Consider the following 25,689-nt stretch of genomic DNA (forward strand, 5'->3'; position numbering starts at 1 on the left):
GCCCTCTGTCAGCCGAGGTCTGGCAGATCTACGGTGCCGCGCATCAGAACATAGCCCCGGCCCGCCACCCGCACGCCCTCAATCGCATCCGCCGGGCCAACCCGCGTCACCACAGCCTGACCGGGACGGCCAAGGCCATGTCCCTGCTCGGCAATGAAACGGTCGGGCTCCATCAGACCATGGTGCCACAGATAGGCGGCCATGGCGCCGGTCGCCGAGCCGGTAAATGGATCCTCCGGCGGGCTCGGCGGGGCCATCAGCAGCCGCGAGAATGTGTCCCCCTCGGCGGTGGCACCGCTCAAGGTCACCAGAAACGGTTCCATCATGTCGATTCCGTCGGCACCCATTGCCGCCCCCAGCCGGGCCAGCGCCGGCACATCCAGCGTCGCGGCCTCAAGCGCGGCACGGTCCCGCAACACCGTGATACAGAACGGCAATCCGGTCGACACCCGCTGCGGTCGGCCAACAATCGCCTCCACCGGCAGCGAAACCGCCGCCGCGACCAGCTGCGGATCGGCAAAGGCGCCGAATTCTGGCGCGATCTGGGTCATTTCAATGAGATCATTCGCCATGCTCACCCGCACCAGACCGGCTCCGGTCTCCAGCGTGATCGCATCGCCCTCCATCAGGCCACGGTCGCGCAAGGCTGCCACGGTGGCAATGGTCGGATGGCCTGCAAAAGGGATCTCGCGGCTGGCGAGGAAATAGCGCACCCGCACATCGGCAACCTGTGACGGGCCGGTGAAGGTGCATTCCACCAGCGAGGTCTCGCGCACATAGGCCATGCAGATCTCATCGCTCAGCCCGGCGCCGCCATGGACCACCGCGCAGCCGTTGCCACCAAAGGCCCGGCCCGAAAAGGCATCTACCCAGTCAAAATCGTATCGCAATGTACCCTCCCCGGCGTGATCACGGTCCTGCGTCAGCAAGATCACGCCGCACGCGGCATCGCAAGCGGATTTGGGTCCGGAGTTGCCGCCTGCCCCTTTGATTGCACCTGCGCGCAGCGCCTGCCGGACAGCCCGAGAGCCCCGCCGCAGCTGTCACCCACCCAACAAAAAGGGCGCCATGGATATGGCGCCCGATCCGCTTGCAATCACCTGCGCGGGCGTTGCTCACGCCGTGCGGCAATATCTATTAGTGCACCGGCACCGGCGCATAATCATGCTGCCGCGCCAGAACAAAGGCCATTTTCCGGTCGCTGACCAGGGCCAGCTGTTCACCAGCGGCATCATGCACCGCATAGAGGTGGCTGCGCCCGGCGGCACCGGCCTGAACCTCCGCAGGGAGATCCGCGACATCAACCGCCTTGACATAGACAATGCGGCTGTCGGCATCGTTGAACTGATAGGCTGTATGCATCTGTCTTACCCCTTCTTGATATTGATCGTCTGAACCACGGTTTCGGGCCGCGATCGGGTCAGGTCGACATGCAAGAGGCCATTTTCCATAATGGCCTCCCCCACCTCGACCCCATCCGCCAGCACAAACATGCGCTGAAACTGCCGCGCGGCAATGCCCCGGTGCAAAAACACCCGGCCATCGCTGTCATCGCTCTGGCGTCCCCGGATGACCAGTTGACGGTCCTCGACGGTGATCGCCAGATCCGCCTCGCCGAAGCCGGCCACCGCCAGCGTGATGCGATAGGAATGATCTGAGGTTTGTTCGATATTATAGGGAGGATAGCCCTCGTTCCCGGATTTGGCCGAGCGTTCCAACAGGCGTTCCAGCTGCTCAAATCCCAACATATGCGGATACGAGCCAAGTGTGAGTTTAGACACGGGTTTCGTCCTTGATTCTAAAGCGACGTATGGTGACGGCCCCATTATGGCGACCGCTTCCCTAAGAATATGGATGTTTTATCTGTTTTCACAAGCCCAAGGCACCGCGGCGCTGGCGCAAAAGCCTCTAAAAGCGTAATATTCGCCAAAGATTAACCCGCCAGCCGACGAGTCGCCAATGAACGCACCAACCGATATCTCCATGAAAACCGACGATGTTTTACAGGTGGAGCTGGAGGTATTTCGCAGGCAACACCGCGATCTGGACGAAGCAATCGTGGCCCTGCAAGAGCGCGGGACCAGCGATCAGCTGACCATTCAGCGATTGAAGAAGCAGAAGCTGATCCTGAAAGACAAGATTGCCTTGATCGAAGACCGGCTGACACCGGATATCATCGCCTGATCCCCCATCCAGCCAACGCGCCCGACAGCTCCAATGCCGCATTGCGCGATGCACAGGGTTCTCTATAGTGCGCGCTTCCTCCAACCCAGCGGGTTCGCAGGCCCGCGGCATGACAGGATCCGAGCCTATGCCAGAGCATACCGCCGACATCAAAGTGGGCATCATCATGGGCAGTCAGTCCGACTGGCCAACCATGAAAGAAGCCGCCACCCTCCTCGACGAACTGGGCGTGCCTTATGAGGCCAAGATCGTCTCGGCCCATCGCACCCCGGACCGGCTGTGGAGCTACGGCAAATCTGCAGCCGAACGTGGTCTGCAGGTGATCATCGCAGGCGCCGGCGGGGCCGCCCACCTCCCCGGTATGGTCGCGTCGAAAACCCGCATTCCGGTGGTTGGTGTGCCGGTTCAGACCCGCGCCCTCTCCGGTGTTGATTCGCTTTATTCCATCGTGCAGATGCCCAAGGGCTTCCCGGTTGCGACCATGGCCATCGGCGCCGCCGGTGCAGCAAATGCCGGATTGATGGCCGCCGGAATTCTGGCCTTGCAGGATCCCGAACTTGCCCGGCGTCTCGACGACTGGCGCGCGGCTCTTTCCGCTTCGATCCCAGAGGAACCGGTTGATGACTGATCGTTTGAACACAGGCGCCACCATCGGCATTCTCGGTGGTGGCCAGCTGGGCCGCATGTTGTCGGTCGCCGCCTCCCGTCTCGGCTTTCGCACGCATATCTTCGAGCCGAGTGCAAATCCCCCGGCCGCAGATGTCGCCCATAAGGTGACAACCGCGAGCTATGAGGACGCGGACGCGCTGGCAGGCTTTGCCGCCTCTGTTGACGTGATCACCTATGAGTTCGAGAACATCCCGACGTCGGCGCTGGACCTGCTGGAACAGCACAAGCCCATCCGCCCCGGCCGTGAGGCCCTGCGGATCAGCCAGGACCGGTTGACCGAAAAGACCTTTCTGCAGGATCTCGGCCTGAGCACCGCAGCTTTTGCCGATATTTCCGATCAGGCCAGCCTAGACGCGGCGCTGGCAACAATCGGCACCCCTTCGATCCTGAAAACACGCCGCTTCGGTTATGACGGCAAGGGGCAGGCCCGGATCAAGGCGCCTGAAGACGCAGCCACCGCGCTGAGCGAGATGGCAGGCGCCCCTTCGATCCTGGAAGGGTTTGTCACCTTCAGCCATGAGATTTCAGTGATCGCCGCGCGCGGCGTCAGCGGCGAGATCGCCTGTTTTGATCCCGGTGAGAACGTTCACCGCGACGGCATTCTTCATACAACGACAGTGCCCGCGCGCCTCAGCGCCGGACAGCGTATGGACGCGGTCCTGATGGCAGGCAAGATCCTGAACGCGCTGGAATATGTGGGCGTCCTCGGGGTCGAACTCTTTGTCACGCCACAGGGGTTGATCGTGAATGAAATCGCTCCCCGGGTGCATAATTCCGGCCATTGGACGCAGAATGGCTGCGCCGTGGATCAGTTTGAACAACACATCCGCGCAATTGTTGGCTGGAGCCTTGGCGATGGGCAGCGCCACAGCGATGTGGTGATGGAGAACCTGATCGGTGCCGATGTGGACCGGATCCCTGAGCTGGCTCAGGAAACCCGCTGCGCCATCCATCTCTACGGCAAGACCGAAGCCAAGCCGGGCCGCAAGATGGGCCATGTGAACCGGGTGCAGCTGCCACAGACCTGACTAATTGGGGCTCTGCCCCAAACCCCGGGATATTTTGAGCCAAAAGATGGCGGCAGGGCAGTAAAAGCGGCCCCGCCGGTTTTACGCGCCGCAAAGAGGGCCATCCGGCCTGATGCGCGGCGCTCCCCTCCCGGCGACGCGGCGGATCTGTCAGACCAGAAAGCGGCCTGCCACATCGCCGTTCATATAGCTGACCCTGCCGCCCGAGAGCGTGGCTGCAACACCACCCTGGGCTTCAAGGATCACGAGATCGGCGCGTTGTCCGGGCCTTAGCTCTCCGCGATCCTCCAGCCCGAGGATACGCGCCGGGCCTGCTGACACCAGCCTCCAGGCTGAGGCAAAATCCAGAACACCGGTTTTCTCAAGCATCAGAGCCGCCCGGCGCGGACTGGGGTAGTGATAGTCGGAGGCGAGCGCATCGCAGAGCCCCATGGCGATCAGATCAAGCGCCGAGGCATTGCCCTTGTGTGAGCCTCCGCGCACCACATTGGGTGAGCCGAGGATGACAGGGTCGCCCGCTGATGTCGCGGCCTCTGCGGCCTCCATTGTTTCGGGAAACTCGGAGATCCGCGCGCCGCGGTGGCGCCAGGTGATGCGGTCATCCGCTGTATGGTCATCATGGCTGCCCAAACAGACGCCTGCGGCCTGAAGCTTTGCGGCCAGCTGATCCAGCGCCGCGGGCACTTCGGGTCTGCGGGCATGCATCTGCTGCAACATCTGCCAGTGAACCTCCGGATTACGCCCTGCCTTGAGCGCCTGGCCGGTCAACCGGGGGGGCTTTTTTCCTTGCGCAAGCCGGTCATGAGGTAGGTGATCGTTGAAGACGACATAGGGGACCTGCCACCCCGCGATCTGTGACGGCAGATCATCGTAGGCCTCTAGCAGGTGGATTTCAAACCGCAGCTGCGGAATCAGATCGGTAACGACACGGGGTTTTGCGGATTTGATCCCTTCAAAGACCTGATCTGCAAAGTCGGGACCGCGCAGCCCCCCCTCCCAGGAGTAGAACTGGGCAAGAACACCGGTTGTGATGCCGTTTGCCGCCAGTTCTGCCTCTGCGGCGATCACCCCTTCGAGCATCTGTTTCATGGCACCGCGCCGGGGCGCGAGGTGACGTTCGAACCCATCGCCGTGACAGTCAACGATCCCCGGAAGGATCCGATATCCGGTCAGGTCAATCTGCCGCCCCGCCCGCTCGGCCTGGATCCGACCTGCTGCCAGCGCCAGCACGCCACCGCGCTCCATCCCGTCCGGGCGCAGTACATCTGCACCGGTCAATGTAAGTTCAAGCGTGCTCATGGCCGAGCCTCCCCTTGCAGCTGATCCCCATCGGCGCTGCACCGACCACCGGCACAGGCCTCCTCTATTTCACCCGTGATGGACTCAAACCATGTCAGATCGGGGTCAAAGCGCCCCCTGTCGAGGAAATGCAACGCCTGCGCTATAACCTGCGGATTATTCATCATGAAAGTATGGGTCACGGGCAACACGATGTGATCCGCCATGCCCTCCAGATATGTGCTCAGCACCGACACCTTGCCGTCATCCGGCCCCGGAATGATGGCCGAAAACACCGGGTTGAGCGAGAAGCGCCCGGCGATGATCCCAACCGGGAAACTGGCAGCAGGCAGCTGGTTGGGCAGGCTGTCCTCGCCGGTTCCCAGCTGCAGCCCCGCAGGCCCGTTCAACAGGCCAAAGACCTCCCAGTCGCCCAGTTCGTCCACCAATTCGCTGCCGTGGTTGGGAGGGGCCAGCATCACCACCCGCCCCAGCGCCTCCGGCCGGTTTTCCCGCAACCAGTGGCGCAGCAGGATGCCGCCCATCGAATGGGTGATAAAGTGGATCTGCTCGCCTTGTGATATCTGCTCCGCACATTGCCCGACCGCATCCGGCAGCGTCTCCGCGGCAAGCACCGCCACCGGTTTGTCGGTTGACGGGTACCCGGGTGTCACGACCTTGACGCCGCGCGCCTCCAGCACCTGCCCCATAACCGCCAGCGAGATTTCGCTGCGCGCCAGACCGTGCAGCAGGATCGCGCAATCTGCACGGGCCAATCCCGGAGCAAGACACAGGATCGCGGCGACACATGCCGAAATACTGGCTAAGAAGGTGGTGGAATGTCGGGTCATTGTGCTCGCGGTCTCAAGGGGTCGTGACACCGCAGATAGGGGCATTTCACCTCAACGGAAAGAGCAGACCGCGATTCCCAGAGCCGTGACGCGGCGCCTTAGCCCTCTTTGCCCGCCGGGATGCCCGCCGCCCGCCTGCGCCCCGGCCCAGACAGGACGACGATTGCAATACCGCCCAGAACAGCGATCGCGCCAATGGTCAGCTGCAGGCCAATCACCTCTCCCAGCACAACCGCACCGGCAAGGATCGCGATCACCGGCACCGACAGCTGAACCGTGGCAGCCACGGCGGGCGCAAGCTGTGGCAAGACGTGATACCAGAGCGCATAGCCAAGGCCCGAGGTTACTGCGCCGGACACAATGGCCAGCACCACGCCCCATGGAGAGATGACGACGTCCGCGCCGAAGATCAGCACTGCGGGCACCATGATCACGCTCGCCGCCGCGAAATTCACAGCCGTTGCCGCCAGTGGTGCCTTTGCGCCCCGTCCGAGCAGACTGTAGCCCGCCCATCCAAGACCGCCCAGCGCCATCAGGCATGAGGCCCCCAGCGGCGCCGCTGGCACACCGTCGGTCGGCCAGACCACCGCAGCAAGCCCGACCAGAGCAATTGCCGCGCCAGCGACCTGCCCCGGCGCGACCGGACTGCCCCGCAGCGCCCCCCACAGAAACATCGACACCTGCACCACGCCGAACAGGATCAGCGCGCCAAGCCCTGCATCCAGGTCCTCATAGGCGATGGAGAACCCGACGATATAGGTCGTAAGCGCCGCCGCCCCCCAGAAGGTCTGGCGTCGATCACGTCTCAGCGACAGCCCGCTGAGGGCACAAAGCCCAACCAGCGTGACTGCCCCGGACAGCACACGCAAAAGGCCAAAGCTCGTGGCCTCCATATGCCCGCCTCCGATGGCCAGTCGGCTGAGAATGGAATTGGCGGCAAAGGCCACCATGGTGAGGAAGACAAGAAGAAACAGGCGCATGAAATGGCTGCTATCGTGCAAACCAACTTCGGACCAGTGATATTTTCGTGTCAGAGATCTATCTTCGACTGAACATGTGCCCCGAAGCGCCTCTAACCCTTAAAGACATTCTCCCGATGCCAGCGGAGATATGATCTGTGTGGTTTGAATGCGGGGTTCACAGGCTCAATCAATCGCCGGTCCGGCAGCAGCAAACGATCCAGCGTCGCGTCATCCACCGCCTTCTTCGCAACAAGCACCTCATGGTCGTCACTGATCGACAGAAGACCTCGGTCAAACATCCAATGCACCGTTCCCGACAGGGCCAGCCCATTGCGCACCGTGTCCGGACCAGATTCCGAAACCGGCACGATATGGGCGGCCTCGACCTCCGGCCGCCCGCCGCCATTGCGCAACTCCAACCCCGACACCGAACAGCGGCCGCCATAGGCATGTTTGACCTGTCTTGCAAAACTACGATCCCGGAAGGCCCGCTGGGACAGTAGCATTTCGCGAGGTCCATTTGGGGATTCAAAAGCGACCTGTGCTTCGGCAAAACCAGGCTCCGCGGCGAAATCCCCGGTTCGCGGAATGGCATTCGGCTCTTCGCGCGCAGTCAGGCCGGCATTGGTAATGCGCGCAAAATCCGCGTCGGAGATCAGCCGCACCGCGCTTGTGTTGCTGCCGCGCGACCGTGGCAGCCCGGTTTCATAGGGTCCTTGCCCCTCTACCCATCGGGGAACAAAATTCTCAAAGGACAGCTCGCTGCCTGTGTCCAGCAGCGCATAGGCCAATGCTGGGTCCTCAGGGTCATCCTGCACCTTCAGGACACGCTGTACAGAATGGTACCCTTTACCGCCGCCGCGCCGCCCCTCGTAGAAGATGACCCAGTCGCCCACGGTTTGCTCGACCCGGCTCAAATAGAGCTTCTTCGGGAAATGATACGCTTTGCCAGGCTGGTCGTCATAACCCGAATGCGAGGACTGAATAAAAACTGCTTTGACCATGGCGGCAACTTTAGGCCTTTGTTTCGAAAACGAAAAGAGAAGAGACAAGAGGCATCATCCCCTCTTTCTGGCCAAACATGCCGACGCTGCGACACCCCCCCCCCCTCATTCACCTTTCCAAAAATACTCCCGCCGGAGGCAGGCCCGCAAGGCGGGCCTTCTCTCTCCCCGCCGAAACGAAAAGGGGCCGCCCGAAGGCAGCCCCCAATTCTTCCAGTCATCAGCGGTGGGCTTCCGGCGAATTGGCCCAGATAACAAACCTGCAGCCAATCGCCTTTAGCCTCATCCCAAATCCCAAGGGGATTTGTGATTACATCATGCCGCCCATGCCGCCCATGCCGCCCATGTCGGGCATGCCGCCACCTGCCGCGCCTTCTTTGGCGGGCTTGTCGGCAACCATGGCTTCGGTGGTGATCAGCAGGCCTGCGACCGAGGCTGCATCTTCCAGCGCGGTGCGGGTCACTTTGGCGGGGTCGATCACGCCGAAGGAGAACATGTCACCATATTCATCAGTCTGGGCGTTGTAGCCAAAGCTGCTGTCAGAGGATTCACGGATCTTGCCCGCAACCACGGCACCGTCAACACCGGCGTTCTCGGCGATCTGGCGCAGCGGCGCTTCGATGGCCTTGCGAACGATCATGATACCGGCGTTCTGGTCGGAGTTTGCACCTTCCAGACCGTCCAGTGCCTTGCCGGCCTGAACCAGAGCAACACCACCACCAACGATGACGCCTTCCTGCACGGCTGCGCGGGTTGCGTTCAGAGCATCGTCGACGCGGTCTTTGCGCTCTTTCACTTCCACTTCGGTCATGCCGCCGACGCGGATCACGGCAACACCGCCTGCCAGTTTGGCAACGCGCTCTTGCAGCTTCTCACGGTCGTAGTCAGAGGTGGTCTCTTCGATCTGGGTGCGGATCTGGGCAACGCGTGCTTCGATCTCGGCCTTCTCGCCAGCGCCGTCAACGATGGTGGTTTCGTCTTTGGTGATTTCGATTTTCTTGGCGGTGCCCAGCATGTCCATGGTGACGGACTCGAGCTTCATGCCCAGATCTTCGGAGATGACCTGGCCGCCGGTCAGGATTGCGATGTCCTGCAGCATGGCCTTGCGGCGATCGCCGAAGCCCGGTGCCTTGACAGCAGCAATTTTCAGACCGCCGCGCAGCTTGTTGACAACCAGGGTTGCCAGCGCTTCGCCTTCGACGTCCTCAGCGATGATCAGCAGCGGTTTCTGCGACTGGATCACCTGCTCAAGCAGCGGAACCATTGCCTGCAGCGACGACAGTTTCTTCTCGTGCAGCAGGATCATGCAGTCGTCGAGTTCTGCAACCATCTTGTCGGGGTTGGTGACGAAATAGGGCGACAGGTAGCCACGGTCGAACTGCATACCTTCGACAACAGTGGTCTCGGTTTCCAGACCCTTGTTTTCTTCGACGGTGATAACACCTTCGTTGCCGACTTTCTGCATCGCGTCAGCAATCTGACGGCCGATTTCTGCTTCGCCGTTGGCGGAGATGGTGCCAACCTGCGCAACTTCGTCGCTGTCTTTCACGTCGCGGGCCGAGGCTTTGATCGCTTCAACAACCTTGGAGGTTGCCAGGTCGATGCCGCGCTTCAGGTCCATCGGGTTCAGACCGGCTGCAACCTGCTTCAGGCCTTCTTTGACGATGGCCTGGGCCAGAACGGTTGCGGTGGTGGTGCCGTCACCGGCTTCGTCGTTGGTGCGGGAAGCAACTTCCTTCACCATCTGGGCGCCCATGTTCTCGAACTTGTCTTCCAGTTCGATTTCCTTCGCCACGGACACGCCGTCCTTGGTGATGCGCGGTGCGCCGAAGGATTTGTCCAGAACCACATTGCGGCCTTTCGGGCCCAGGGTCACTTTCACGGCGTCGGCCAGAATGTTGACGCCACGCAGCATACGGTTGCGGGCATCGGTGTCGAATTTGACGTCCTTAGCAGCCATTTTTTACTCTCCTAGAGAAATTCTGTGGGTTTAAGCGATCAGGGATCAGAGCAGACTTGGGAAAAACCCGGTGTCTTACTCGATGATGCCCATGATGTCGCTTTCCTTCATCATCAGCAGCTCTTCGCCGTCGACGGTGACCTCGGTGCCGGACCATTTGCCGAACAGGATCTTGTCGCCAGCCGAAACAGCCATTGCGATCAGCTCGCCGCTGTCCTTGCGTGCGCCTTCGCCGGTTGCGACGACAACGCCTTCGCTCGGCTTTTCCTTGGCGGAATCAGGGATGATCAGACCACCGGCGGTTTTTTCTTCGCTTTCGGTGCGACGGACCAGCACGCGGTCATGAAGCGGTTTCAATGCCATCTTTGTAGCTCCTTAAAGGCTCAAAGGTTGTTGTCTCGCCCCCCTGCTCCCCGCAGAGGGTGTTAGCACTCAATACTGCCGAGTGCTAACGAAGGAATAGCTAGGCAGGGCGTGCGGTCCTGTCAACAGGTTGGTTGGGAAATTTTATGGCAATATTCTGCCGCGGCCATCACGCAGGGCCCACCTCGGCCGCTGTCCCATCGTCGGCCCCCAGCGCTTCCCAGCTATGCGCCCAATGAACCAGCCCCGCCTGACCGGCCTCGGTCAGTTGATAAATGCCGGTGGCGACCCGCATGAACCAGCCATAGTGATTGCTCGCCATGATCCGGGTGGCCTGTGGGACGCCCGCTGCCCTGGCCACGGCGGCCCCCTTGCTCGGCCCGTGGTCTGCCAGATGGGCGGCACAGCGCAAGGCGTCCTGGCGATAGGCGGTCACGATCCCGTGGCGGGTGGCCCCACCGGCATTCGGATCCCCCTGCAGGCGCTGAAATTCGCGCAGCAGCCGCGCCTGTTTCTTGGCCGATTTTCGCGGCGCGTAAGGCCCCGGATCACACTGGACCTCCGTCCGACCATCCGGCAGAACCGTGATCAGCCCCAGCCCCAGACGCCGACACATCGCCAGATTGTCCTTCAGCACCCGCCGCGCCTGGCGGCCAGCGGGTTTCGGCACAGCGATATAAACGAGGTCGCTCAGCGCAAGCCGCGTGATCGCCTGATGGAACAGCGACAGTGAAAACCGCAACTTCAGCTCGACAATAACCGGTGGTTCATCGCCCCGGCAGGCCACCACATCAGCGGCCCCCACCTCCCCCTTCACGGTATACCCCTGCTGTTCCAGCAGGGCCTTCACGGGCGGATAAAGCTGATCTTCGCGGGTCATGGCGCAATGCTACCCCCAGCCGCAGCCGAGGAAAAGCCATTCGCCAAATCAGGGCAATGATCCGCAGCCATTGGCGCTCTTGGCGCGCCTGCGCTGCCCTGATCTGCACGGACGGCATAGCTGCATTGACGAGACAACGGGCCGGGGTGACAAGATCGCCGCCCCCACCTATAAGACGCGCAAAATTCCGGCATCTGCATAGGACACACTTCAATGACTACCTTCGTCTTCGGCCATAAATCCCCCGATACCGATTCCACCGGCTCCGCCATCATCTGGTCGTGGTATCTGAACCAGATCAAAGGCGTCGAAGCCGCTCCGAAACTGCTGGGCGAGCCCAACACCGAAGCGGCCTTCATGCTGCAACACTGGGGGCTGGAAAAGCCGGAGATCATCAGCGATGTGGCCGATGATCAGCCTGTCGTCATCGTCGACACCAACAACCCGGCTGAACTGCCCGCCAATATCAATGGCGCTGACGTTCGTGCGATCATCGACCATCATAAACTGGTCGGCGGGCTGGAAACCAAAGGCCCCATCGACATCCGCATCGAGCCGGTCGCCTGCACCGCGACCATCATGTGGAAAATGATCGGCAGCGATCTTGCGCAGGCACCGCGCGACATCAAAGGCGCGATGCTGACCTGCATTCTGAGCGACACGCTGGAATTCCGCTCGCCGACCACCACCCAGGAAGACAAAGCCGTGGCCTATAGCCTGGCCGAAGATCTCGGCGTCGATATCGCGACCTATGCCGCCGAGATGTTTGCCGCGAAATCCGATGTTTCGGCCTTCTCCGACGCAGAGCTGCTGCGGATGGATTCCAAGGAATACGCGGTCGAAGGCACCAAATTCCGGGTCTCGGTTCTGGAAACCACCGCTCCCGCCGTGGTGCTGGATCGCAAGGCGTCGCTGATGGAAACCATGACAACCGTCGCTGCCGAAGATGGCGTTGATCAGGTTCTGCTCTTTGTGGTGGATATCCTGAAGGAAGAAGCCACTCTTCTGGTGCCCAACGACCTGGTGAAAACCCTCGCGGCCAAGAGCTTTGGCGCCACAGCCGAGGGCGATAGCGTTGTGCTGCCGGGGATCATGAGCCGCAAGAAACAGATCATCCCCAATCTGGCAATCTAAGGCCCGGCGCCTTCGAGCCTATGAAATGCGAAAGATGCGGGTTTTCTGAGGTGGCCCGCATCTTTTATGATGGACCTGCAGTAGCCGGCGATCCGATCTTCGGGTGATACCACCGCGTGTTTCGATCGACCGGCAACCAGGTGCTGGTAGCACGCGCAGAGCGATCGCCACCCTCTTGCGGATCCCCCCGGACCTCTGTTTGCCGCATCTGTCGTGCGCATTGACCAATTGCTGTGGTTGCCCGTGTCGCGGTCCTCGGATGACACTCCAGCAAATCACGCCTCAGGGCGAAAGTAAGTCACGGATACCTAAGTCATCCCAGCCCGCCCCGGTGCAAAAGGGGCCAAAGCGCCGCGACCGGCGTCAGCGCCTCGGCAAAGGAGCCAGCACCGCCAGAGGTGACGTGTATCTATCGACCGGCATTGGCATTTCCGTCATGCAAAGGCATTGGCGCAGGCAATCCTGCCATAAAGTCGCGGGCGCCCGATTCGCTCACAGGCATCGGCTGACCGAGGCCGGTCGGTTCAGATTGCACCGGGCGAAGCTGACGCCCGATCCCAGGTGACAGGCCGCCACGCGCGGCAGGCGGCAAGCCTGAAACCGGCGCGTGGTCAGCTGTCTACCGTGCCCCACAGACGACTATCAGGCGCTCAGGCCGTCAGGCCGTCAGGCCGTCAGGCCGTCAGGCGAAATTGGCAACCGCATCCCGATCCGCCCAATCGTCACCGGCATCCCCTGCTTTCGACCCCACGGACTTGTGCAGCGATGCGCGGTCGGTGTCCCAATCATCGATACCGTCGCCGGAAACAGGCCCATGGGCGGAGACTTCGTTATAGTCTTCCCAACGCTCCTCATCCGGGTGACCTGCCTCGACAACGGCCGCTGCGCGCTCCGCCGCTGAGGGTGCGCGGCCTGCGGCACCATCTGCTGAGAGCAGGACAAACTGGCTGACGATCTGGTTCAGACCATAGGTCTCGCTGTTCATCTTCAGGATGGCAGCGCCGGATTCCTCAACCATCGCGGCATTCTGCTGAGTGACATTGTCCAGCTGGGCAACACCGATGTTGATTTCGTTCAGCCCCTGCGCCTGTTCACCGGATTCCGAAGAGATACCAGAGACAAGCGTGGCGATATTGACCACCTCGCCGACAACCTGCGACAGGGCCTTGCCGGCGCTATCGACCTTCTCCACGCCCTCTTCCACTGTTCTGGTGCTGGCCGAAATCAGCGACTTGATCTCATTGGCGGCATCCGATGACCGTTGCGCCAAAGCGCGCACCTCGGAGGCGACGACGGCAAAACCGCGGCCGACCTCACCTGCCCGCGCCGCCTCGACACCAGCGTTCAATGCCAGCAGGTTGGTCTGGAAGGCAATGTCGTCGATCACGCCGATGATCTGCGAAATCTGCCCGGACGAGCGTTCGATCTCATTCATCGCCTCGATCGCGCCCTCCACGACCCGGCCGCTGTTTTCAACATCCTTGCGCGCGGAATCCACAGCGCTTTCGACGGCTTTGGCGTTCTGGGCGGAGTTGTTGACACTGACCGTCATTTCTTCCAGTGCGGCAGCCGTTTGCTCCAGCGTGGCCGCCTGGCTTTCGGTGCGGGCAGACATGTCTTCAGCACCGGACCGGATTTCATCGGATTGCGCCTGGATCGCGGCGCTTGCCTTGACCACCTGGGCCATCACCTCATTCAGTTTATCGACCGTTTCGTTATAATTCATCCGCAGCGGATCATAGGCCTCGCCAAAGCTCTCTGCGATGCGAACGCTGAAGTTCCCGGACGCCAGCGCCTGCAGGCCCTGACGCAGCCGGTCGATGACATGCTCACCCTCCACACGCAGGGTATTCTGTTTCTCCAGCTCGCTGATGACCCGGGCCGACACACGGTCGATATCGCGGGCAATCTCGCCAAAATCGTCACCGCGCATCCGCTCAGCGACCTTGATGCCAAAATCCCCTTCTGCGACTTCGCGCAGGGCTTCGCGCAGCCGATCAATCGGGCGCACAATGTTCATGGTCATCTTGCGCGCGTTATAGAGCGTCACCAAGACCAACAGGGCGGATGTTCCCAGGAGGACATAAAGCAGAAGCATGTCATGTGCCCGCGCCGCCTTTGCGGTTTCGACCGCCGAGGTTTCAATCCAGTCACTCAACGGGTGCAATTTCTCATTGAGGGCCGCGTAACTGTCCTGAAAGGCATCGACAGCAGCCTCCGCGGCGACCGGGTCGGTGACGGCCAGCTCTGCCAGGGCGACGCCCTGACCGACAAAGGTATCAACCTCCGCCACCATCCCCTCGACCTGCGTCAGCGCCTTTGGTGGCAAGGAATCGTTTTTCAGCAATTCCAGATTCTTGCGAAGCTCCTCGCTGGCCTGGACCACTTGTGCGCGCAGCGCCTCTTTCTCGGCTGCGGTCGCATGATCCCCGGCAAACACGAGATAGATCACTTCCGAGTGCAACTCTTCATGCAGGAGGTCGACCTTCAGCTCGTGGCGCACCGTTTTGGTTACATCAATCTGCCGCTCAAGCTCCAGTTCGCTTTGCCACAGGCTGTAGACAGATATCAGAGCCAATATAACAATCGCAAAAACGGATACCGCACCCGAAATAATAAATCGGGTTTTTGTTGACATCGTTCGAAACATTACCGCACACCTCTGGGTTGTAGCCTCGACCTGTTCTACGCCTCTGTTGTTAAAAAACCGGAAACATCGCCGATCTGGTCAAATTCCGCAGGCTCTGGCATAGCTTGAACAGCCGAAATCCCATGTGAAAGACCTGTCCCATGACCCGACTCATTGCCTCCCTCGCCGAGGTCTCAAGCCAGTACAAAGCCCTGTTTGTCGATCTTTGGGGCTGTGTGCACAACGGTATCACCGCCTACCCCGAGGCCGTGGCTGCCTTGCAGGCCTATCGCGCGGCAGGCGGTGTTGTTGTGCTGGTGACCAACTCGCCCAAGCCAAGGGCGGGGGTTGCGGCACAGCTTGGCGACTTCGGCGTCCCTCAGGATGCCTATGACACCATTGCCACCTCCGGCGATTCCGCACGCGCCGCCATGTTCAGCGGTGCCGTTGGCCGCAAGGTCTATTTCATGGGTGAATGGGAGCGCGATGCCGGCTTCTTTGAGCCGCTGAAGATGCTGGACGATCCGATTGATGTGACCCGCGTTCCGTTGAAGGAGGCCGAAGGCATTGTCTGCTGCGGCCCCTTCGATACGCAGGCCGACCCGGATGTGAACCGCCCGGATTTCCTTTATGCCAAGCAGATGGGGCTGAAACTACTCTGCGCCAATCCCGATATCGTGGTTGATCGCGGCGAGACGCGCGAATGGTGCGCCGGGGCGCTGGCGCGGCTTTATACGGAAATGGGCGGCGAGAGCCTGTACTTCGGCAAGCCCCACCCGCCGATCTACGATCTGGCGCGGCGGCGTCTGGCGGAGCTGGGCCTGGATATCGCCGACCGTGACATATTGGCGATCGGTGACGGCCCCCACACCGATATCTCGGGCGCAATGGGCGAAGGTCTGGACTCACTCTTCATTACAGGTGGACTTGCAGCAAAAGAGACCAAAACCGACCACCAGCCCGATGAAGCCGCGCTAAGCACCTATTTGGAAAAGGAAAAATCTGCACCGACCTATTCTATCGGCAGATTGCGCTAACGGAGAAAACACTTGCCTTTCTGCGACTGCAAAGTAATAAAGTTGCCGTAACAAGTCTGCATTTGCCCGATTGTTTCAGGTTCGACCCGCGACCCGTAGACAGCACCGCGCAATTTTTCGCAGAGCAACGGCAACAGGAGAGGCATATGTTGGACAATTTTCCGCGCGGAACGATCTGCATCGAAGATATCGAAATGGGGATGGTCCGCTATCTGCGCAAAGAGGTGACGGACAAGGATATCGAGATGTTTGCCGAGGTCTCAACGGACCACAACCCGGTGCATCTGGATGAAGATTACGCGCAGGACACCATGTTTCAGGGGCGCATCGCCCATGGGATGCTGACTGCCGGGTTGATCTCTGCCGTAATTGGCGAGCAACTGCCCGGCCATGGCACCATCTACATGAGCCAGTCCCTGAAGTTTCTTGCCCCCGTCCGCCCCGGCGATCTCGTGCTTGCGGAGGTCGAGGTGACCGGCATCGAGATCGACAAACGCCGGGTCAAGCTGGATTGCCGCTGCATGGTGGAGGGCAAGAAGGTGCTGGTCGGCGAAGCCATGGTGATGGCGCCGTCACGCAAGTTCGACTGACGCGATGGCCGCCAAGCTGTGGCGCCCCGTGGCATGGCTCTTGCAAGCGCGCCCCGGCGCGGCTAGGCAGTGGCCATGCGCATTATCCGTGACTTTCAATTCGTAGATCCAAAGGATCGTGGGGCCTCTGCCGCCATCGGCAATTTCGATGGTGTCCATCGCGGCCATCAATCGGTCATCGACCTGGCCCGCGACGCTGTGCCCGAGGCGCCGCTCGGGGTCCTGACCTTCGAACCTCACCCGCGGGAGTTCTTCGCCCCCGATGCCCCGCCGTTTCGCCTGATGTCGGCCGAAGCCCGGGCATCGCGGCTGGAAAAACTGGGGGTGGAGCGTCTCTACCAGTTGAATTTCAATGCCGCCCTCTCCGGTCTCACGCCCGAGGGCTTTGCCCGCAAGGTGATTGCCGACGGTCTAGGCCTGCGTCATGTCGTCGTCGGCTCGGATTTCTGTTTCGGCAAGGGTCGCGCCGGCTCTGCCGACGATCTCCAGCGTTTTGGCGACCAGATGGGGTTCGGCGTCACCGTGGCGCCGCTGATGGAATATTCCGAGGACACGGTCTCCTCCACCGCCATCCGCCGCGCGCTCAGCGACGGGCGGCCGCGCGATGCCGCCAATATGCTCGGCCATTGGCACCGGATCGAAGGCGAGGTCATTGGCGGCGAACAACGCGGCCGCGAATTGGGCTATCCCACCGCGAACATGTCGATCGACGGGCTGCATCAGCCCGCCTTTGGCGTCTATGCCGTGCTGGTCGATGTGCTGGATGGCCCCTATCGGGGCAGCTATCATGGCGCAGCCTCCGTCGGAGTGCGCCCGATGTTCGATGGCAGCCATCCCAATATTGAAACCTTCCTGTTCGATTTCACCGGCAACCTCTACGGCGCGACGCTGTCTGTGGGGCTGGTCGAATACCTGCGCCCGGAAATGACCTTTGACGGGCTGGAGGGGCTGCTGGCCCAGATGGACGCTGATTGCATCACGGCGCGCCAGCTGTTGGCGGCGCTATGAGCCAGGGCATTGACCGCAACGGGCTGGGCAAGCGCTTCTGGGAAAAGAAGCCGCTGACAAAGCTCAACAACCGCGAGTGGGAAGCGCTCTGCGATGGCTGTGGCAAATGCTGCCTGAACAAGCTGGAGGATGAAGACAGCGGCGAAGTGGCGCTGACCCGGGTTGCCTGCCGTCTGCTGGATGATGCCACCTGCCGCTGCGCCCACTACGAGAACCGCCATCAGTTTGTCCCCGAATGTATCGTGCTGAAGCCCGACAATCTGGACACCCACGCCTATTGGATGCCACAGACCTGCGCCTATCGCCTGCTCTGGGAAGGCAAGCCGCTGCCCGACTGGCACCCGCTGATCACCGGTGATCCTGCAAGCGTGCATGAGGCCGGTGTTTCGGTGCGGGGCTGGACCGTATCGGAATTCGACACTCCCGAAGAAGACTGGGAAGAGCATATAATCGAGGAGCCGCTCTAAATGCATTTCGCCTCTGACAACTCCGGTCCGGCCAATCCTGAAATTCTGGCAGCCCTTGCAACGGCCAACACTGGCTATGCCATGGGCTACGGTGCAGATGACGAGATGGCACAGGTCACCACCCGCATCCGCGAGATCTTTGACGCCCCGGACGCAGCGGTCTACCTCGTCGCAACCGGCACGGCCGCCAATGTACTGGCCCTTTCGACCCTGTCGCAGCCCTGGCAGACGCTGTTCTGCACCCGACAGGCCCATATCAACGTCGATGAATGCAACGGGCCTGAGTTCTACACCGGCGGCGCCAAGCTGACGCTGGTGACCGATGCTGACAAGATGACCCCCGCCGATCTGCGCCAAGCCCTTGAGGGCGAGGAAAATCGCGGCGTCCACGGGCCGCAGCGCGGTCCCGTCTCGATCACGCAGGTGACGGAATTTGGCACGGTCTATTCGGTCGAAGAGCTGCGCGCGCTCTGCGAGGTTGCAAAATCCTACGGTCTGCCGGTGCATCTGGATGGTGCACGTTTCACCAATGCGCTGGTGACGCTGGGCTGCACCGCCGCCGAGATGACCTGGAAAGCAGGCGTGGATGCGGTGTCTTTTGGCGGCACCAAAAACGGCTGCATGGGGGTTGAGGCGGTGATCTTCTTTGACCCTGCCAAAGCGCAGGAGTTCGAATATCGCCGCAAACGCGGGGCGCATCTGTTCTCCAAGCATCGCTATCTGTCAGCGCAGATGCTGGCCTATCTGACCGATGATCTCTGGCTGCACAACGCCCGCGCGGCAAATGCCAAGGCAGCGCGTCTGGCGGCAGGGTTGCGCAGCAAAGGCGCCCGGTTCAGCCATGATCCGCAGGCCAACATGATCTTTGCCGCCCTGCCACGCGCCACCCACCAGCGGCTGTTCGACGCCGGCGCGGTCTATCACCTTTGGGACGGCGGCCTGGAAGGCGCAGCGGACGAAGAGGTCACCGCGCGGTTCGTCTGCGACTGGTCCATAGAAGACGACCAGATAGACGCGTTTCTCGCGCTTCTCTGACACGTATCGCGGTTGGGCCGCCACCTCCTAATGGGACGCCGGTTTGCCGCCCACCGGCGGCTCCCGGTCACATCGGCTCAGCGGTCATCGCAGGCCCGCCACCCGGAGCGCTGCCACCCCCGGCGCCAGCACCCATGAAGCTCTGGCGGCTCAGAAAATGCCGTGCCATGGCGTCGGCAAATCCTGTTTTGCGATAACCGACACCAACCACCCGCGTTACCGGGTCGACGTCCGAAATCTCCCGCAGCACAATGCCCCTGTGAGCATCGCCATGGGACATTGGCATCAGCGCCATTCCCAAACCGGCAGCCACCAGATCCATCAGCTGGGCATCATGTATCGCGCTGGCCGCCACCCGCAGCCCCGTCCCGCCGTCATCCCGCGCCAGTTCAGCCAGATACCGGTCCGCGCTGGGGCAATAGGGGCGCGCAATCAGGGCCTCATCCGCAAGATCTGCCAGCGTCAGCTGCGGTTTTGCCACCAGAGGATGCCCAGAGGGCAGACCGAGACCATAGCGCTCCTGCCAGAGCGGATGAAAACCGCAGCCCCGTGGCAGGCAGCTCTCAGCCGCAAAATGCAGATCCGCCTGCGTGGGATCCTCGGTAAACTGAAACTGCGCCTGTGGTTCCGCCCGCCGGATCCGGGCCAGCCCATCCTCAAATGCCGCCATCAAGACGTCGGGCGCACAGAACACCCTTACCGTTTGCGCGACATGCCCCTTTAGCCGCGCCTCAAGCTGGCTCATCTGCGCCAGCACCCCACCTGCCTGCTGATAGAGTTCATGCCCGAGCGCGGTTGGCGTCAGACCATCCCGGCCGCGCCGAAACACCGGGCCGCCATACCGTTGCTCAAGTCGGGCAATTGCCGCCGAGACCGAGGGCTGGCGCACCTCGCAGGCCCGTGCCGCAGCACTGAAGGTTCCCATTTCATAGGCAGCCCGGAAATATCGTAGCGGTGTCAGATCATCCATAGCTTCAAACTATAACACGGATAGCCTTCAGAGCAATTCCCTATAGTTGGTATCTTTGCCATCCTGTCGGCACCACTCAACAGGAGAGCATCATGTCCGCAACCACCCTCGCCCCCGCGCCCCAAGCCGCAACCGCCCCCGAAATCGAGCAGTTGCTGCGCCTGTTCGAGGCAGGCGACCCCGCCCTGATGGGCTTTATCGCGCCGGATATCGATTTTCGCATCGACCATTACCGCGACAGCGATGGCGTCGACGTCAGCTGGCAACAGGCCACCGATATCGAGGGCTTTGGCGTGATCCTGTCCCGGCTTGGCCCCGAAGTTTTCCCTCAGGGAACAAAAATCGTGGATCTGACATCACAGGATCTGGGGGATGGCTGGTATAACACCCGGTTCCAGCAGCGCTATCACTACGCGGTGCGGGATCGTATGGTGGAAAGCGTGACCTTCATCCTGTCCCATCAGAAGGACGGCAAGATTGACTATTTCCGCGAAACCGTCACCACGGTGACCGATCTCTGAGGCCAACTCACGCGCCCTGACGTCGCAAGCTGAAAAACCCGAAGCCGCCTCTGGCGCGCTTCGGGTTCTTGCTACGGGAACGCCCCCTCGGGACCGTGCAGCATCGGCTAGGGCCTAGGCCTGCGCCAGCGCCACGTCCGGCCAGAAGCTTTGCAGCAGAGCCGCCGTCTCGGCCGGATGTGTGATCGGCAGCATATGTCCCGCCGCCTCGACCCTTCGGCAGGTCACCTCCGGCAGTCGTGCGGCAAGAGCGCGAATGACCTCATGCATGATGGGCTGGCTTTTGCCGCCATCAATCAGCAGACAGGGCATCGTCAGCAGCGCCAGCTTATCCGGTTCCAGCACGCCCAGCATATCGTCGTAGATCTGCGTATCGCAGGCCATCACCGCCGGAAAACTGCGGACCATGGCGCTGCGGGCGCTTTCGGGCAAATCTGGCCATTTCGGATGGCCTGCTCCCCAGGCCCGGTTGAACAGGCGTGTCGCCTGCTCCACATCGCCGTTGAGATAGGTTTCGCGAACGGTCATGTGGTCCCGGCGCAGCGCCTCAAGCGCCTCGGGATCGGTCGTCGTCGCTGTCCCCAGCGAAAAAAACACAGGTTCGATCATCACCAGAGAGCGCACCAGGTCAGGCCGCATCTGCGCCATTGCCAGCGCCACCGTGGCACCAAAGGAATGGCCCAGCAGGTCAATCGGCCCGTCCTTGGCAAGGTTCTCCGACTCGATCAGGGCCAGCCCGGCCTCGGCATTGCGCAGTTGCAAAAGCCCCTCACCGTCCCAATCGGGACTGCGCCCGTGCGACAGCATGTCGAAACTTGAGATCGTCACATGTTCTTCCAGAATGGTCGCCAGACCACGCCAGGCACCGGAATGGGCAAGGGAGCAATGGACTCCCAGAACCTGCCGATTGCCGCGACCAAAGGAATGGGTGACCACGGGCTGCGCCAGCCCGGCCGAGATTTCCGCCATCATGACTGCCCTTTTGCGGTCGCGATGCCACCGTCAACCAAGGTCCTTCTTCGCTGCTCCTCTGCGCAACTCCAGCAGGTTTCCCCTGCCCTGTCGTTTGCCACCATGGGCCTGTTCTCCCGCATTAAATCTAGGCGCGACGGTACGCCCATGCTAAGCGGGGTTCAACATCACGAATCTGTCACACTGCCATTGCTGCCTGGGGATAACAGCCAATGCCGACTTTGAACGAACCCAAGCTGATTGCTGGGAACGCCAATCTTCCGCTTGCCGAAACCATTACCCGCCGCATGTCAATGCACCGCGGCGTTGATCAGGGCCTCGTAGATGCCCGGGTCGAGCGGTTCAACGACGGCGAAATCTTCGTCGAGGTTTATGAGAACGTCCGCGGTGAGGACATGTTCATCATTCAGCCGACCTCGAACCCGGCCAATGACAACCTGATGGAGCTCTTGATCATCGCAGATGCCCTGCGCCGCTCCTCTGCCCAGCGTATCACCGCCGTGATCCCCTATTTCGGCTATGCCCGCCAGGACCGCCGCACCAAGGCCCGCACGCCGATCTCGGCCAAGCTGGTGGCGAATATGCTGACCGGTGCGGGCATCGAACGGGTTCTGACAATGGACCTGCACGCGGCCCAGATCCAGGGCTTCTTCGATATCCCCGTCGACAACCTCTATGCTTCGCCGATTTTTGCTCTGGATGTGAAAAACCAGTTCAAGGACAGCATGGACGAACTCATGGTCGTGTCACCGGACGTCGGCGGTGTGGCCCGCGCCCGTGAACTGGCAAAGCGCATCAACGCGCCTCTGTCGATCGTCGACAAACGCCGCGAGAAAGCCGGCGAGGTCGCCGAAATGACCGTGATTGGCGATGTCACCGACAAGATCTGCCTGATCATCGACGACATGTGCGACACAGCCGGCACCCTGTGCAAGGCGGCGCAGGTGCTGCTCGACAATGGGGCCAAGGAGGTCCACGCCTATATCACCCATGGTGTGATGAGCGGCCCGGCTGTTGAGCGCGTGACAAACTCGGTGATGAAATCGCTGGTGCTGACCGACACCATTCAGCCGACCGAAGCGGTCCTTGGCGCGCCGAATATTCGCATCCTGCCGACCGCGCCCTTGTTCACTCAGGCCATTCTCAATATCTGGCACGGCACCTCCGTGTCCTCTCTGTTCGAGGACAAGACGCTGGTTCCGATCTACGAGTCGCTGTCGCGCAACGGCTAAACCGCGCCGCCAATCGGCCAAGCTCTTTGACCCCACACCCGGAACCCGGCGCGTGGGGTTTTTCGTCTTGCCGCTATCGACGGCACGCCGCCCAGCACGTTAGGCTTGGCGCGTGGCTTAAAGCGGGGAGGCAGGAGGATGCAGCACCATCAGGGCAGCTGCCTGTGCGGCGCCATCCGTATCAGCGCCTCCGGTGCGCCGCTCCGGGTTGGCATCTGCCATTGCAGCGACTGTCGCAAGCACCATGGCGCGTTGTTCTACGCGGCTGCGATTTTCCCGGCATCGGCTGTCACTGTTGATGGCAGGCCGCAGCATTACAGGGGGCGCCATTTCTGTGGTATCTGCGGCTCGTCGGTTTTTGCCCGAAGCGGCGATGAGATCGAGCTGCATCTGGGTGCGCTCGAAACCACGGACGGGCTGCTGCCAAGCTATGAAGGCTGGTGCCTGCGCCGCGAAAGCTGGCTGCCCGCGTTTCCGGGTCTGACCCGTTTTGACCGCGACAAAGACCCGTGTTAGGGAACGTCCCAGTCATCGGCAAAGGGCAGCGTTCCGATCGCCAGCCAGGAGGCCCGGATCCGCGCGACGCGGCTGTCATTCCAGGTGCGAAACACCACGTCAAATCCTTGGTGGGTGACCTTCTCGGCGACCAGCTCCGCCCGGATGGCGGCCCCTGAATCGATGTCCACCAGCGAGCTGGAGAGATGCACCGCAGGCAGTTCGGCAAAGGGCTCGGAAAAGCGCACCTCGCGACGGCGTTCGCGCGGGCCGGTTCCGGTCCACATGCTGCCGCCATTCTCGAACTCCGAGAAGATCTCGATATCGCCCTGATCCACCCCAAGGCGGGGGCTCTGTACACGTTTCATACTGTTTCCGCCGCCTGAACCCCTGCCCGATCTCTTCCCTGCCCGCTCTGCGCACCGCCCGACCTGCGCAAAGCCTGGCGCACGGGGCGCGGGCGAGTGCGCCGCCTGTCCTGCAACTCTGCCAAAAAACAAAACCGGCCCGCAAGGGGCCGGTTTATCGTGTTTTGCCATGGCTCTGACGGATCAGAGGCTCATGTGGGTGCCCAGGGCTTCCATGTCAGCGAGCAGCTTGGCCGCGTCTTCGACGAGACCATGCGGTTGATCGGTTTCCTGCACGGTCTTGTAGGTCGTGCGGGCCTCTTCAATCAGCTCGTCCAATTGCGCGCGCGTCAGCTGGTCCATGGGGATTGCCTTTTCAGCAAGGACAGACAGACCGTCAGCGCCGATTTCAGCAAAGCCACCGGTGACCAGATATTCCGATGTGCCTTGCGGGCCTTCAACCCGCAGGACACCCGGACGCAGCGTGGTGATGGTCGGCGCATGGTTGGCCATAGCCGTCATGTCGCCTTCCGCGCCGGGGATCATTACCGCGGTCACCGGGAGCGACGCCAGGCGGCGCTCCGGGCTCACGAGGTCGAATTGCATCGTATCAGCCATCAGGGCCCTCCTTAGGCCGCGTCAGCAGCCATTTTCTCGGCTTTAGCGATCACCTCGTCGATGCCGCCAACCATGTAGAAGGCGCCTTCGGGCAGGTGGTCGTATTCGCCAGCCACAACGGCTTTGAACGACGCGATCGTGTCCTCAAGCGGAACCTGCTTGCCGTCTGCGCCGGTAAAGACCTTTGCAACGTCGAACGGCTGGGACAGGAAGCGCTGGATCTTACGCGCGCGGGTCACGGTCAGCTTGTCCTCTTCGGACAGTTCGTCCATGCCGAGGATCGCGATGATGTCCTGCAGCGACTTGTAGCGCTGAAGGATCTGCTGAACGTCGGAGGCCACAGCATAATGCTCTTCGCCCACGATGGACGGGTCCATCAGGCGCGATGTGGAGTCGAGCGGGTCAACAGCCGGGTAGATACCCAGTTCCGAGATCGAACGGTTGAGAACGGTGGTCGCGTCCAGGTGGGCAAAGGTGGTTGCCGGTGCCGGGTCGGTAAGGTCGTCCGCGGGAACATACACAGCCTGGATCGAGGTGATCGAGCCGTTCTTGGTGGAGGTAATGCGTTCCTGCATCGCACCCATGTCGGTGGCCAGCGTCGGCTGGTAGCCCACAGCCGAAGGAATACGGCCGAGCAGAGCCGAAACCTCGGAACCCGCCTGGGTGAAGCGGAAGATGTTGTCCACGAAGAACAGAACGTCGGTGCCCGACTGGTCACGGAACTGTTCCGCCAGGGTCAGACCGGTCAGAGCAACACGGGCACGCGCACCCGGAGGCTCGTTCATCTGGCCGTAAACCAGGGCCACCTGCGATTCTTCCAGGTTATCGGGCTTGATAACGTTGGATTCGATCATCTCGTGGTAGAGGTCGTTGCCTTCACGGGTCCGCTCACCAACACCGGCGAACACGGAGAAGCCCGAGTGCACTTTTGCGATGTTGTTGATCAGTTCCATGATCAGAACGGTTTTGCCAACGCCGGCGCCGCCGAACAGACCAATTTTACCACCCTTGGCGTAGGGGGCCAGCAGGTCAATCACCTTGATGCCGGTTACCAGCACTTCGGATTCGGTGGACTGGTCGCTGAACTCGGGTGCGGGCTGGTGGATCGAACGGGTCTCCGCTGCGTTCACCGGGCCCTGCTCGTCCACGGGCTCACCCACGACGTTCAGGATGCGGCCCAGGGTCGCGTTGCCGACGGGGATCGAGATCGGTGCGCCGGTGTCGGCAACAGCCTGACCGCGAACCAGACCTTCGGTCGCGTCCATCGCGATCGTACGGACGGTGTTTTCACCGAGGTGCTGGGCAACTTCCAGAACCAGGGTCTTACCATTGTTGTCGGTGGTCAGCGCGTTCAAGATCGCCGGCAGGTGGCCGTCGAATTGCACGTCCACAACGGCGCCGATGATCTGGGTCACCTTGCCTTTTGCATTTGCCATGTTTCGTCTCCGGTTTTCT

28 protein-coding genes are annotated in these 25,689 nt (G+C 61.5%); 12 read left to right on the plus strand and 16 right to left on the minus strand.

Annotation, left to right across the window (positions count from 1 at the left end):
* Positions 1 to 8: 8 nt before the first annotated feature.
* The 3 genes from VWY34_RS17865 to VWY34_RS17875 all read right to left on the minus strand — a co-directional run bounded on the left by VWY34_RS17865 (position 9) and on the right by VWY34_RS17875 (position 1,781).
* A complete protein-coding gene (locus VWY34_RS17865) occupies positions 9 to 890 on the minus strand; it encodes a PhzF family phenazine biosynthesis protein (RefSeq protein ID WP_416544209.1) in 882 nt (293 codons plus the stop codon).
* Between the two features lie 247 nt (positions 891 to 1,137).
* A complete protein-coding gene (locus tag VWY34_RS17870) occupies positions 1,138 to 1,362 on the minus strand; it encodes a DUF1150 family protein (RefSeq protein ID WP_340546228.1) in 225 nt (74 codons plus the stop codon).
* 5 nt (positions 1,363 to 1,367) lie between these two features.
* On the minus strand, positions 1,368 to 1,781 hold the full coding sequence (locus VWY34_RS17875; protein ID WP_072505182.1) for an Hsp20 family protein: 414 nt from the start codon (positions 1,779 to 1,781) through the stop codon (positions 1,368 to 1,370).
* 178 nt (positions 1,782 to 1,959) lie between these two features.
* On the opposite strand from VWY34_RS17875, the gene VWY34_RS17880 reads away from it, so the two are divergent.
* The 3 genes from VWY34_RS17880 (at position 1,960) to VWY34_RS17890 (ending at position 3,881) form a co-directional block, all read left to right on the plus strand.
* The gene (locus tag VWY34_RS17880; RefSeq protein ID WP_340546229.1) at positions 1,960 to 2,184 is read left to right on the plus strand and encodes a YdcH family protein; all 225 of its coding nucleotides are present in this window, start codon (positions 1,960 to 1,962) and stop codon (positions 2,182 to 2,184) included.
* Between the two features lie 127 nt (positions 2,185 to 2,311).
* Entirely contained in the window at positions 2,312 to 2,812 is a 501-nt protein-coding gene (purE, locus tag VWY34_RS17885; RefSeq protein ID WP_416544190.1) for a 5-(carboxyamino)imidazole ribonucleotide mutase, read from the plus strand.
* Complete coding sequence (locus VWY34_RS17890) at positions 2,805 to 3,881, plus strand: 5-(carboxyamino)imidazole ribonucleotide synthase (protein ID WP_416544191.1); 1,077 nt, start codon at positions 2,805 to 2,807, stop codon at positions 3,879 to 3,881. Before purE ends, VWY34_RS17890 begins: the two co-directional genes overlap by 8 nt.
* Positions 3,882 to 4,031: 150 nt before the next feature.
* Here VWY34_RS17890 and VWY34_RS17895 read toward each other — a convergent pair whose 3' ends face one another.
* The 7 genes from VWY34_RS17895 to VWY34_RS17925 form a co-directional block, all read right to left on the minus strand.
* Positions 4,032 to 5,180: an alpha-D-ribose 1-methylphosphonate 5-triphosphate diphosphatase gene (locus VWY34_RS17895; protein WP_416544192.1), complete on the minus strand. Its 1,149-nt coding sequence runs from the start codon at positions 5,178 to 5,180 to the stop codon at positions 4,032 to 4,034.
* On the minus strand, positions 5,177 to 6,010 hold the full coding sequence (locus tag VWY34_RS17900) for an esterase/lipase family protein (protein WP_416544193.1): 834 nt from the start codon (positions 6,008 to 6,010) through the stop codon (positions 5,177 to 5,179). Before VWY34_RS17900 ends, VWY34_RS17895 begins: the two co-directional genes overlap by 4 nt.
* A gap of 98 nt (positions 6,011 to 6,108) precedes the next feature.
* On the minus strand, positions 6,109 to 6,990 hold the full coding sequence (locus tag VWY34_RS17905; RefSeq protein WP_416544194.1) for a DMT family transporter: 882 nt from the start codon (positions 6,988 to 6,990) through the stop codon (positions 6,109 to 6,111).
* Between the two features lie 92 nt (positions 6,991 to 7,082).
* Complete coding sequence (locus VWY34_RS17910) at positions 7,083 to 7,976, minus strand: HNH endonuclease (protein ID WP_416544195.1); 894 nt, start codon at positions 7,974 to 7,976, stop codon at positions 7,083 to 7,085.
* Positions 7,977 to 8,286: 310 nt separating this feature from the next.
* Positions 8,287 to 9,936 (minus strand): chaperonin GroEL, encoded by a 1,650-nt coding sequence (gene groL, locus VWY34_RS17915; protein WP_416534997.1) that lies wholly within the window; start codon positions 9,934 to 9,936, stop codon positions 8,287 to 8,289.
* Positions 9,937 to 10,011: 75 nt separating this feature from the next.
* Positions 10,012 to 10,299, minus strand: a complete 288-nt coding sequence (locus tag VWY34_RS17920; protein ID WP_340546237.1) for a co-chaperone GroES — start codon at positions 10,297 to 10,299, stop codon at positions 10,012 to 10,014.
* Between the two features lie 169 nt (positions 10,300 to 10,468).
* Positions 10,469 to 11,179 (minus strand): DUF2161 domain-containing phosphodiesterase, encoded by a 711-nt coding sequence (locus VWY34_RS17925; protein WP_416541308.1) that lies wholly within the window; start codon positions 11,177 to 11,179, stop codon positions 10,469 to 10,471.
* A 213-nt stretch (positions 11,180 to 11,392) separates the two neighbouring features.
* On the opposite strand from VWY34_RS17925, the gene VWY34_RS17930 reads away from it, so the two are divergent.
* Positions 11,393 to 12,313, plus strand: a complete 921-nt coding sequence (locus tag VWY34_RS17930; protein WP_416541883.1) for a manganese-dependent inorganic pyrophosphatase — start codon at positions 11,393 to 11,395, stop codon at positions 12,311 to 12,313.
* A 682-nt stretch (positions 12,314 to 12,995) separates the two neighbouring features.
* Here the strand turns inward: VWY34_RS17930 and VWY34_RS17935 are convergent.
* Positions 12,996 to 14,963: a methyl-accepting chemotaxis protein gene (locus tag VWY34_RS17935; RefSeq protein WP_416544196.1), complete on the minus strand. Its 1,968-nt coding sequence runs from the start codon at positions 14,961 to 14,963 to the stop codon at positions 12,996 to 12,998.
* A 140-nt stretch (positions 14,964 to 15,103) separates the two neighbouring features.
* Here VWY34_RS17935 and VWY34_RS17940 point away from each other — a divergent pair, with 140 nt between their 5' ends.
* The 5 genes from VWY34_RS17940 to VWY34_RS17960 all read left to right on the plus strand — a co-directional run bounded on the left by VWY34_RS17940 (position 15,104) and on the right by VWY34_RS17960 (position 19,079).
* Positions 15,104 to 15,979: a TIGR01459 family HAD-type hydrolase gene (locus VWY34_RS17940; RefSeq protein ID WP_340546241.1), complete on the plus strand. Its 876-nt coding sequence runs from the start codon at positions 15,104 to 15,106 to the stop codon at positions 15,977 to 15,979.
* A gap of 146 nt (positions 15,980 to 16,125) precedes the next feature.
* Positions 16,126 to 16,569: a MaoC family dehydratase gene (locus VWY34_RS17945; RefSeq protein WP_416534992.1), complete on the plus strand. Its 444-nt coding sequence runs from the start codon at positions 16,126 to 16,128 to the stop codon at positions 16,567 to 16,569.
* A gap of 75 nt (positions 16,570 to 16,644) precedes the next feature.
* Entirely contained in the window at positions 16,645 to 17,577 is a 933-nt protein-coding gene (locus tag VWY34_RS17950; RefSeq protein ID WP_340546243.1) for a bifunctional riboflavin kinase/FAD synthetase, read from the plus strand.
* Positions 17,574 to 18,044 (plus strand): YcgN family cysteine cluster protein, encoded by a 471-nt coding sequence (locus tag VWY34_RS17955; protein WP_340546244.1) that lies wholly within the window; start codon positions 17,574 to 17,576, stop codon positions 18,042 to 18,044. Before VWY34_RS17950 ends, VWY34_RS17955 begins: the two co-directional genes overlap by 4 nt.
* On the plus strand, positions 18,045 to 19,079 hold the full coding sequence (locus tag VWY34_RS17960; RefSeq protein WP_416544197.1) for a threonine aldolase family protein: 1,035 nt from the start codon (positions 18,045 to 18,047) through the stop codon (positions 19,077 to 19,079).
* Between the two features lie 67 nt (positions 19,080 to 19,146).
* On the opposite strand, the gene VWY34_RS17965 is transcribed toward VWY34_RS17960, so the two are convergent.
* On the minus strand, positions 19,147 to 20,049 hold the full coding sequence (locus tag VWY34_RS17965) for a LysR family transcriptional regulator (RefSeq protein WP_416541312.1): 903 nt from the start codon (positions 20,047 to 20,049) through the stop codon (positions 19,147 to 19,149).
* 92 nt (positions 20,050 to 20,141) lie between these two features.
* Here VWY34_RS17965 and VWY34_RS17970 point away from each other — a divergent pair, with 92 nt between their 5' ends.
* Positions 20,142 to 20,570 (plus strand): hypothetical protein, encoded by a 429-nt coding sequence (locus tag VWY34_RS17970; protein WP_416541879.1) that lies wholly within the window; start codon positions 20,142 to 20,144, stop codon positions 20,568 to 20,570.
* 114 nt (positions 20,571 to 20,684) lie between these two features.
* Here VWY34_RS17970 and VWY34_RS17975 read toward each other — a convergent pair whose 3' ends face one another.
* Positions 20,685 to 21,539, minus strand: coding sequence for an alpha/beta fold hydrolase (locus tag VWY34_RS17975; protein WP_416534988.1), 855 nt, complete (start codon positions 21,537 to 21,539; stop codon positions 20,685 to 20,687).
* Between the two features lie 215 nt (positions 21,540 to 21,754).
* Here VWY34_RS17975 and VWY34_RS17980 point away from each other — a divergent pair, with 215 nt between their 5' ends.
* Both VWY34_RS17980 and VWY34_RS17985 read left to right on the plus strand, forming a co-directional pair.
* On the plus strand, positions 21,755 to 22,774 hold the full coding sequence (locus VWY34_RS17980; protein ID WP_340546248.1) for a ribose-phosphate pyrophosphokinase: 1,020 nt from the start codon (positions 21,755 to 21,757) through the stop codon (positions 22,772 to 22,774).
* 138 nt (positions 22,775 to 22,912) lie between these two features.
* Positions 22,913 to 23,290 (plus strand): GFA family protein, encoded by a 378-nt coding sequence (locus VWY34_RS17985; RefSeq protein ID WP_416544198.1) that lies wholly within the window; start codon positions 22,913 to 22,915, stop codon positions 23,288 to 23,290.
* Here VWY34_RS17985 and VWY34_RS17990 read toward each other — a convergent pair.
* The 3 genes from VWY34_RS17990 to atpD all read right to left on the minus strand — a co-directional run bounded on the left by VWY34_RS17990 (position 23,287) and on the right by atpD (position 25,670).
* On the minus strand, positions 23,287 to 23,637 hold the full coding sequence (locus VWY34_RS17990) for an H-type lectin domain-containing protein (protein WP_416541877.1): 351 nt from the start codon (positions 23,635 to 23,637) through the stop codon (positions 23,287 to 23,289). The two genes, VWY34_RS17985 and VWY34_RS17990, sit on opposite strands and share 4 nt — an antisense overlap.
* 183 nt (positions 23,638 to 23,820) lie before the next feature.
* Entirely contained in the window at positions 23,821 to 24,234 is a 414-nt protein-coding gene (locus VWY34_RS17995; protein WP_340546251.1) for a F0F1 ATP synthase subunit epsilon, read from the minus strand.
* Positions 24,235 to 24,245: 11 nt separating this feature from the next.
* Positions 24,246 to 25,670, minus strand: coding sequence for a F0F1 ATP synthase subunit beta (atpD, locus tag VWY34_RS18000; RefSeq protein ID WP_340546252.1), 1,425 nt, complete (start codon positions 25,668 to 25,670; stop codon positions 24,246 to 24,248).
* Between the last annotated feature and the right edge of the window lie 19 nt (positions 25,671 to 25,689).

The organism is Phaeobacter sp. JH20_02 (assembly GCF_048056915.1).
In the GTDB taxonomy this organism is placed as follows: domain Bacteria; phylum Pseudomonadota; class Alphaproteobacteria; order Rhodobacterales; family Rhodobacteraceae; genus Phaeobacter; species Phaeobacter bryozoorum.